The organism is Kitasatospora sp. NPDC058406 (genome assembly GCF_042722765.1).
Lineage (GTDB): Bacteria > Actinomycetota > Actinomycetes > Streptomycetales > Streptomycetaceae > Kitasatospora.
This window is the reverse complement of the sequence record NZ_JBHXKE010000018.1, coordinates 35,214-43,914: the sequence shown is the minus strand read 5'-3', so window position 1 is coordinate 43,914 and position 8,701 is coordinate 35,214. Positions and strand designations below refer to the sequence as shown.

At 76.1% G+C, this 8,701-nt stretch carries 8 protein-coding genes; all 8 read right to left on the bottom strand.

The window, feature by feature from the left end:
- Positions 1 to 128: 128 nt before the first annotated feature.
- Genes ACFWOG_RS06005 through ACFWOG_RS05970 form a run of 8 tightly spaced genes read right to left on the bottom strand, consistent with a single transcriptional unit; the run spans position 129 to position 8,676 of the window.
- Entirely contained in the window at positions 129 to 686 is a 558-nt protein-coding gene (locus tag ACFWOG_RS06005) for a chorismate--pyruvate lyase family protein (protein WP_380355253.1), read from the bottom strand.
- Positions 683 to 2,083 carry a class I adenylate-forming enzyme family protein gene (locus tag ACFWOG_RS06000; RefSeq protein WP_380355250.1) on the bottom strand — a complete coding sequence of 467 codons (1,401 nt, stop codon included), beginning with the start codon at positions 2,081 to 2,083 and terminating at the stop codon, positions 683 to 685. The genes ACFWOG_RS06005 and ACFWOG_RS06000 overlap by 4 nt, the downstream gene beginning before the upstream one ends.
- A complete protein-coding gene (locus ACFWOG_RS05995; protein ID WP_380355247.1) occupies positions 2,080 to 2,760 on the bottom strand; it encodes an HAD family hydrolase in 681 nt (226 codons plus the stop codon). The genes ACFWOG_RS06000 and ACFWOG_RS05995 overlap by 4 nt, the downstream gene beginning before the upstream one ends.
- Positions 2,757 to 3,872: a nicotinate-nucleotide--dimethylbenzimidazole phosphoribosyltransferase gene (locus ACFWOG_RS05990; protein WP_329950951.1), complete on the bottom strand. Its 1,116-nt coding sequence runs from the start codon at positions 3,870 to 3,872 to the stop codon at positions 2,757 to 2,759. Before ACFWOG_RS05990 ends, ACFWOG_RS05995 begins: the two co-directional genes overlap by 4 nt.
- Positions 3,865 to 5,145 carry a glycosyltransferase family 4 protein gene (locus tag ACFWOG_RS05985; RefSeq protein ID WP_380355244.1) on the bottom strand — a complete coding sequence of 427 codons (1,281 nt, stop codon included), beginning with the start codon at positions 5,143 to 5,145 and terminating at the stop codon, positions 3,865 to 3,867. Before ACFWOG_RS05985 ends, ACFWOG_RS05990 begins: the two co-directional genes overlap by 8 nt.
- Positions 5,142 to 6,278, bottom strand: a complete 1,137-nt coding sequence (gene rfbG, locus ACFWOG_RS05980) for a CDP-glucose 4,6-dehydratase (RefSeq protein ID WP_380355241.1) — start codon at positions 6,276 to 6,278, stop codon at positions 5,142 to 5,144. Before rfbG ends, ACFWOG_RS05985 begins: the two co-directional genes overlap by 4 nt.
- Complete coding sequence (locus ACFWOG_RS05975) at positions 6,254 to 7,030, bottom strand: sugar phosphate nucleotidyltransferase (RefSeq protein WP_329950948.1); 777 nt, start codon at positions 7,028 to 7,030, stop codon at positions 6,254 to 6,256. Before ACFWOG_RS05975 ends, rfbG begins: the two co-directional genes overlap by 25 nt.
- On the bottom strand, positions 7,027 to 8,676 hold the full coding sequence (locus tag ACFWOG_RS05970; protein ID WP_380355237.1) for a carbamoyltransferase: 1,650 nt from the start codon (positions 8,674 to 8,676) through the stop codon (positions 7,027 to 7,029). Before ACFWOG_RS05970 ends, ACFWOG_RS05975 begins: the two co-directional genes overlap by 4 nt.
- Positions 8,677 to 8,701 lie beyond the last annotated feature (25 nt).

Sequence of the window (8,701 nt, the reverse complement as noted above, 5' to 3'; positions counted from 1 at the left end):
CGAACCGCCGGCGGGGGGGGCCCCGGGGGGGCGGGGGGTGGGGCTGACACCCCGACCGCCGCCGCCGTCCGTTCGGTGGGCACGGGCCCGTCGTGCCGCCGATCAGGCGGTCAGACCGGTCAGGCCGGTCAGACCGGTTCGCCGAGGCACCGTGCGGAGAAGACCTCGTCGATCAGCATCGCCGGGGTCCCTCCCGTCACCACCCGGTACCGCCGGGCGCCGCCCCCCTGGGCCGCGGGCGCCGTCGAGGAGACGATCTCGCGGAACGACTCCACCCGGTGCCGGCGCAGCAGCCGCCCGATCGGTTCGTCCCCGCCCAGCAGGTCCGCCCGCAGCGGCGCGGGCAGCGCCTCCACCACCATGAGGGTCCGGGCCCTCACGTGCACCAGCCCGGACCGGGCGCCGACCAGCTCGGTGGTGCGCGACAGCAGCGTCAGCCCGACCGGCACCGCCAGCAGGCGTGCGGCCTCCTCGTCCGCCGGCTCCGGCGCGTGGGCCAGCCCGGCGGTCACGATGCGCTCTCCCACGACCTGCTCGACCAGGGGCGTGACCGTGCCGTCGCACGCGAGGATCAGCCGGCCGACCAGGCCGAGCCGTCCCGGCTCCGGCGCAGAGGCGTGCGGGGCGGCGTGCGGAGAGGCGTGCGGGGCGGCGTGCGGGTCGGCCACGGAGGCGGAGGGGTTCACGGGGCGACCTCGCGGCGGATCGGCTTTCCGGTAACCGAGCGGGGGATCGACCGGACCTCGGTGATCCGCCGGGGCACCTGGTGGGGCGCCAGCCGCTCGCGGCACCACGGCACCAGGTCGGGCGCCGGGGCGCGCAGGACGACCTCGGCCACCGGCACCTGTCCGTGCGCGCGGTCCGGGGCGGCCGACACCTGGACGTCGGCCACCGCCGGGTGCCCGGCCAGGACCCGTTCGATCTCGGCGGGGGCGACCTTCTTGCCCGCCACGTTGATCAGGCTTCCGATGCGGCCGGCCAGCCGGAGGGCGCCGTCCGGGGCCGGCGGGAGGGCGAGGTCGCCGGTGCGGTAGCGGCCCCGCCCGTCGACATCGAGCGGGACCAGGCCCGCCGGGCCGATCCGGCCGAAGGCCAACGAGCTTGTTGCCAGAAGGAGTTCGCCCCGACCCTGGTCGTCGTCGTCAGGCGGTACGACCTCGGCCGCCACCCCCGGCAGCGGCGCACCGATCCAGCCCTCGGCCTCGCCGCCGGAGACCGGGGCGAGCGTGACCGCGCCCGCCTCCGAGGAGCCGTAGCAGTTGTGCAGCCGGAAGGTGAACCGTTCGGCGACGGCGGCGGCCACTCCCGGTCCCAGGGGCGCGCCCGCCGACACCGCGACCTCCAGGCCGGGGGGCGTGGCCGTGTCGTCGGACGCGGCGGCGGCCTGCGCCAGCAGCGCGTAGTGGAAGGGCAGGGCGACGAGCGTCCGCGCGCCGTGGTCCCGCACCGCCGCCAGCAGCCGCGAGGGGACCGACCTGACGGGGCAGAACCGGACGGGGGCGCCCAGCACCAGCGGCGCGACCAGCCCGTAGTTGAACCCGTACGCGTGGAAGAGCGGCGCCGCCACCGCCACGGGGGCGTCCGGCCCGTAGCCGAGGAAGCGGCCGACCCGGCGCGCGTCCGCCAGTACGGCGGCGGCCGTGCGGACGATCCCGGTCGGTGCGCCGGTGGAGCCGGAGGTCAGGAAGACGTGGGCGCCCGCCGGCACACCGTCCGGCAGGTCCGAGCGGCCCTCCCCGGTGAGGCGCAGCGGGGGTTCCCCGCACAGGACGGTGCCGCCGTCGGGGCCGGCCTCGGTGTCCCGGGCGACCGGGCCTGCGACGCTGCCGGGAGTCGCGGCGTCCCGGTGCACCAGCGGCACCCCGGCCAGGTCGCAGCCCAGCACCAGGGCGGCCGTCGCCGCCGGGTCCGACAGCTGCGCCACCACGCCCTCCCCGGGGACGTCCCGGCGGGCGAGGGCGGCGGCGACCCGTTCGGCGGCGGCCAGCAGCTCGCGGTAGGTCCACGCCCGGCCGTTCGCGACCAGGGCGGTGGCGTCGGGCGGTGCGCCGTTGTCGCGAACCGCGTGGACGATGCTGGTCATGACCGGGCCTCTCGGAGTGCTGCGGGGAGATCGTTCAGTGCGGCGATCCGGCCGGGACCGGGCGGGCCCAGGACGAAGGTCGCGGCGACCCCGGCCGCCGCCCCCTGCCGGGCGTCGGCGGGGCTGTCGCCGACGTACACCGCTTCCTCGGGTGCCAGGCCGAGCCGCCGCAGGGCGAGCAGCAGGCCGTCCGCGGCCGGTTTGGGGCGGGCCGCGTCCTCCCGGGCCACGGTCAGGTCGAGCGCAAGGCCGCACGCGTCGAGCAGCAGCCGGGCGTGAGCGCGGGAGCGGCCCGTGCAGATCCCCAGCACCAGCCCCTCCGCGCGCAGCAGGCCGACCAGCTCCCGCGCGCCGGGCATCGGCGGTACGGGCGACGTGGCGCCCGCCAACTCCTCCCGCAGCGCGAGGTCGTACGCCCGGGCGGCCCCGGCCAGCAGCTCCGCGGGCACCAGCGCCGCGAGCGTCTCCAGGTCCGTCGGCCGCTGGGCGGCGGCGAGCCGCGCGCCGCTCGGTCGGTCGGGCCCGACCGCGGCCACGCCCCGCCGCAGGCAGCGCAGGTGCAGGGACCAGGAGTCGGCCAGTGTCCCGTCGAGGTCGAAGACCACCCCGCGTACGCGCCGTGCCGGGGCCGCGCCGGTGGGGGCCGGCGGGGCGGGCGGCGCGGTGGGGCCGGTCACTGGGCCTCCGCCAGGCCGGCGACGGCGGCGCCGGGCGTGAGCTCGGCGACGGCGAGGGCGGCGTTGACCAGGCCGGCCGCGAGAGCGGCGCCGGAGGCCATGCCGAGGCGCATCTCCAGGCGGAGGAGCGGGGGCTGGCCGAGCGCCTCCAGGACGTGCCGGTGCGAGGGCTCGGTGGATTCGTGGGCGGCGATCAGGTACCCCGCCACCGCCGGGCAGAGGCGGACGGCGAGCAGGGCCGCGACCGCCGTGATGGCGCCGTCGACGAGGACGACCTGCCGGCGGGCCGCCGCCGCGAGGACGATGCCGGTGTTGCCGGCGATCTCGTAGCCGCCGAGCGCGGCGAGCACCGTGAGCGGGTCGTCCGGCAGGTGGGCGGTCCGGTCGAGCGCCAGGCCGACGAGGGCGGCCTTCTGCCGGACGGTGTCCTGCGGGACGCCCGAGCCGAGGCCGGTCAGTTCGGTGGCGGTCCGGCCGAGCAGCCGGGCGGCGAGGGCGGTGGCGGCGGTGGTGTTCCCCACGCCGATCTCACCGATCGCGACCAGGCCCGCTCCGCCGAGACGTTCCTCGGCGAAGCGGGCTCCGGCCGCGACCGCGCGGACGGCCAGATCCGCGGTCATGGCGTCCCGGACGGAGATGTCGGCCGTGCCGGGAGCGATCTTGTAACGCTGGTCGCCGACCGGGTCGACCAGGCCGAAGTCGGCCGTCTCCACGCGGGCGGGGAGGCGGTCGGCCAGGATGTTGACGGGCGCCTGCCCGCTGTCGATGAGGCGCAGCACCCGGCCGGTGACGCCGGGTCGGAAGCGCGAGGTGCCGTGTGCGGCTACGCCGTGGTCACCGGCCAGCACGCTGACGACGGTGTCCAGCGGGCCGGGCGAGGCCGTACGGCGGATGCCGGCGACCCGCTGGACGAGGGTGTCGAGCCGGCCCAGGCTGCCGGACGGGCGGGCGAGGGCGAGCTGGCGGACCTGCGCGAGCCGGGCGCTGTGGCGGTCGGGGGCGGTGACGGAGGCGCAGAGGGCGTCGATCCGCTCGCGGTCGGCCCCGGCGGAGGCCCCGCGCCCGGCCCCGGTGGCGGCGAAGGCCCCGGCCGTCGGCCCGCCGTCAGCCATCGGCCCGCCGTTCCGCCAGCTCGCGTCCGAGGTCGGAGACCCGCCGGGCGAAGCGCCGGTTGGTGAAGTGCTCGTCGACGCGGGCGCGGGCCGCGGCGCCGCGCCGGGCGGCCTCTTCCGGGTCCGCGAAGGCCCGGCGCAGGGCGTCGGCGAGGACCGCGGGGTCGAGGACCCGGGCGCCCGAGGGGCCTTCGACCGGGACGGGGTAGCCGAACTCCGGGCCGGGCACGAGCTCGCGCAGCGAGTCCACGGCGGTGGCGACGACCGGGCGGCCGAACGCCATCATCTCCGCGCAGACGTAGCAGAACGACTCCCAGAGGCTGGGCACCACGGCGACGTCGGCGACGGACATCCAGCCGAGCGCCTCCTGCCGGGGGACGTCGCCGAGGAACGTCACCCGGTCCGTGAGGCCCAGCCGGCCGGCGAGTTCGCGCAGCGGCTGCTCCTCCGGGCCGACACCGACCAGCGCGAGGTGCGGCCGGACGGCGGTGCCGTCCGGCCGCCGGACCGCGCCGAGCAGGTCGAGCGCGGTGAGTAGCTGGGCGAAGCCCTTGACCGGGACGAGCCGGCCGCAGGCGACCAGCAGCGGCTCGGCGCCGATGGCCAGGGCGTCGCGCCGCCGCCGCCACTGCGGGTCCTCTTCGACCGCCCGGATCTCGTCGGGGTCGACACCGAGGTGGATCACCGAGTGCGGTGCGGTGTTCTCCGGGTAGTAGCCCGTCACCGCGTCGGACAGCGCCCGGCTGATGAAGACGGTGTGGTCGCTGCCGAGGACGGACTTGCGTTCCAGCTCCACCAGGTGCGCCCGGTCGGCGGTGACCCCGCTGGTGACACGGTGCTTGTCCCGGTCGTACGGGGTGATGGCACGGAAGTCCTGGAGCAGGACGTTGACCAGCGGCACGCCGTGCCTGCGGGCGAACATCGCCGCCTCCGGGTAGCAGAACAGGTCGGGCAGGGCGACCAGTTCGGGAGCCCCGTCCTCCTCGGCGAGCCGCTGCGCGGCGGTGTGGAAGCGCCGGTGGACGCGCAGGCTGTCGTCGGCGAGCCCGCTGCCGGAGTTGTAGACCACGTCGGTGCCGACGCGGTGGACGCTCACGCCGTCGACCTGCTCGCGCAGGTCGTCGACGGCGCCGGGGCGGGAGGTGACGACGGAGACCTGCCAGCCCTCCGCGACCAGGCCGACGGCGAGGTTGCGGGCGACGGTGCTGGTGCCGCCGACGGTGGTCGGCGGGTACTCCCGGGAGAAGACGACTGCCCGTCGTGCGCTGCTCACTGCTGCTCGCCTGCCTGTCCGTCGGTCTGCTGGTGGGTGTCGGAGGAGTCGCGCAGGAAGTCCTCGACCTGGGCCGCGGTCTCCTCGGCGGGTGGGGTGCCCGCGCGGACGGCCCGGTGCCAGGCGACGACGGCGGCGGCCGAGGCCCCGAGGTCGTAGCGGTGGCGCCAGCCGAGCAGCTCGGCGGCCTTGCGGCCGTCCAGGCGCAGGAGTTCGTCCTCCGTGAAGCGGGTCCCGGGGTCGGCGGACAGCTCGGCGGGCCGGCCGCCGGTGGCCACCCAGGCCGCGTCGAGGGCGCGGGCGAGGTCGAGGACGGTCGCACCGTCGCCGGGCGGCGCGAAGTTGAGGACCTCGCCGGTGGCGACCGTGCCGTCGGCCAGCCGGTCGGCGAGCAGGAGCAGCCCGCGGACGACGTCCAGCACGTGCTGCCAGGGGCGGACGGCACCGGGGCGGCGCAGCCGTACCGGGCGGCCCGCGTCGAGCGCGGCCAGCAGGTCGGGCACCAGGCGGTCGAGGGCGAAGTCGCCGCCGCCGATGATGTTCCCGAAGCGGACGGAGGCGCCCCGGGTGGGTGCGCCGGTGTCGCGCAGCAGCGTCGCGTACGCCTCGAAGACCAGCTCCGCGCCGGCCTTGGAGACGCTGTACGGGCAGCCGCCGCCGAGTTCGTCGATCTCCCGGTAGGGCCACGGCCAGTTCCGGTTGCGGTAGCACTTGTCCGAGGTGACGTGGACGAGCACCCCGGGCGCGCACCGGCGGACGGCCTCCAGCACGTTGAGGGAGCCGGTGATGTTTGTGCCGAGGGTGGTGTGCGGGTCGGCGAGGCCGGCGCTCACGAGCGGCTGGGCCGCCAGGTGGAACACCACGTCGAACGGCCGCGCGGCCATGGTGCGGTGCACGGCGTCGAGGTCGCGGACGTCGCCGACGACGGTGCGTGCGCCGAGCCCGGCGAGGCCGGTGCTGCGGGCCCTCGTCCGCTCGTCGCCGTCGGCCGCGAAGCCGGTGACGTCGGCGCCGAGCCGGAGCAGGGCGGTGGTGAGCCACGAGCCGACGAAGCCGCTGTGGCCGGTGACGAGGACCTGCCGGCCGCGCCAGTGCGGCGCGGTCCGGTTCAGGCCCGGACCGGGGTCGGCCATGGGAGTCCCTCCTCCTGCGCCAGCGCCTCGGCGTCGACGAAGTCCTTGTAGGTGTCGAACGGCAGCCACCGCCCGTCGTGCACCACCGCGTCGACCTCGCCGGCCTCGGCCAGCATCGGCAACACGTCCTCCTCCAGGCCGAGTTCGGGCGAGAGGGTGGTGAGCAGGCGGGGCGAGCAGGCGAAGTAGCCGGCCGAGATCAGCGCGGGCTGCAGCGGCTTCTCGACGAACGCGGTGACCGACATGCCGGCGCCGACCACGATCTCGCCGTACCGGGAGCGCACCCGGGTGGCGGTCATGGTGACGGCGCTGCCGCTCTCCCGGTGGTGCGCGAGGAGCCGGTGCAGGTCGAAGTCGGAGAGCACGTCGCCGTAGCCGAGCAGGAACGTGCCGGGCCGCAGCAGCGGGGCCGCCGCCAGCAGGCGGACGGACTTCTCGGCGGACGGGCCGTTGTCGACGAGGGTGATCCGGGTGCCGCCGGCGGAGAAGCGGACCAGGCCGGGGCCGGTCTCGACGTCCGCAGGGGAGACCGGGAACGCGTCGAGCAGCAGCCGCTCCATCGCCCGCGCGCCGTAGCCGGTGCACAGCACGAAGTCGTCCAGGCCGAACGAGCGGTAGTAGTCGAGCACGTGGAGGATCAGCGCCCGGCCGTCCGGGAGCGGGCGCAGCGGCTTGGCGAGGTCGTCGCCGTCGCTGCGCTGGCGCAGGCCGAGGCCGCCGCAGAGCAGGACGACGGTGGGGCGCCCGGTCACGTGCCGTCCGCCTTGCGGACGACCAGGCCGTGCAGGACCAGCACGTCCAGCTCGGTGGTGAGGAAGCAGCGCACCGCGTCCTCGGGCGACTCCACGATGGGCTCCTCGTTGTCGTTGAAGGACGTGTTGAGCAGCACCGGTACCCCGGTGATCCGGTCGAAGGCGGTGATCAGCGCGCACAGTTCGGGGTTGAGCGCGGGCGTCGCGGTCTGCAGCCGCGCCGAGCCGTCGACGTGCGTGACCGAGGGGATGTCCGTCCGCCGGTCCTCCCGCACCTGCGGGACGAGCAGCATGTAGTGGGCGGGGACGGCGGTGTCGAAGTACTCGGTCTGCCGGTCCTCCAGGACCACCGGGGCGAACGGCCGGAACGCCTCCCGGTGCTTGACCTTGGCGTTGATGCGGTCCTTCATGCCGGGGTCGCGCGGGTCGGCGAGGATGCTGCGGTTGCCCAGCGCGCGCGGCCCGATCTCGGAGCGGCCCTGGAACCAGCCGACGACGGCGCCGTCCGCCAGTTCGCGGGCCACCGTCGCGTACAGGTCGTCGGGGCGCTCCACCCGCAGCCGCCCGCCCTGGGCGGCGACGGCCGCCTCGATCTCGGCCTCGGTGTGCAGCCGGCCCAGGTAGGGGGAGAACAGCTCGGGGGAGGGGGCCCACGGGTGCCCGCCGAGCACGTGGTGCCCGTACAGGGCCGCGCCGATCGCGGTGCCGCCGTCGCCCGCGGCCGGCACGATGTGCAGCCGCTCGAACGGGGTGTCCCGCAGGATCAGGTAGTTGGCGACGCTGTTGAGGGCGACCCCGCCGGCCAGGCAGAGGTCCGTGGCGCCGGTCTCCCGGTGCAGCCAGCGGGCGAGTTCGACGACGATCCGCTCGGTGTTGGCCTGCACGGCGTACGCGAAGTCCGCGCGGACCGCGTCCGCGGCCTCCTCGTCGGCGGCCTTCGCCAGCTCGCCGGCGACGAGGGCGCGCACCGCGTCCTGCTGGGCCAGCGACTGGCGGAAGGTCCCGTCGTGCAGGTCGTACAGCGCGGCGAGCGCCTCGACGTGGCGCGGGGTGCCGTACGGGGCGAGGCCCATGGTCTTGCCGGGCGCGCCCATGCCGCCGACGGTGCGGAAGCCGATCTCCTTGGACACGGCCTCGTACATCCAGCCGATGGAGTTCTCGTACGTGTCGTCGAGCCGGTGCTCGGCGGTCGCGACCCGGCCGGTCAGGCTGCGTACGGGGGTGAGTCCGTCGGCGTCGCCCCGGTAGAAGGTGACGGTCTCGCCGTGCTGCTCGCCGTCGCGCTCGACGGTGGAGCCGCGGCCGTCCATCACCAGGACCGCCGCCTCCTGGAAGGGCGAGGTGTAGAAGGTGCTGGCGGCGTGGGAGAGGTGGTGGCCGATCCATTCGATCCGGTCGCGGTGGCGCAGCGTGTAGACCGGGTTGACGAAGTCGTTGGCGACGATCAGGTCCACGTCCTGCGGACCGAGGCCGCCCTCGGCGAGGACGTAGTCGCCGGCCCGGCACTGCTGCAGGCGCGGTCCGAGGCCGAACGCGATCTTCTTCCGGACGAGGCGTTCCTCCTCGACGGCGGAGACGACGCGACCGTCCTCGACCAGGCAGGCGCCGAAGTCGTGGTGGGACCCTCCGAGTCCGAGTATTCGCACGGGGGTTGTTCTCCTTCTTGCTTGT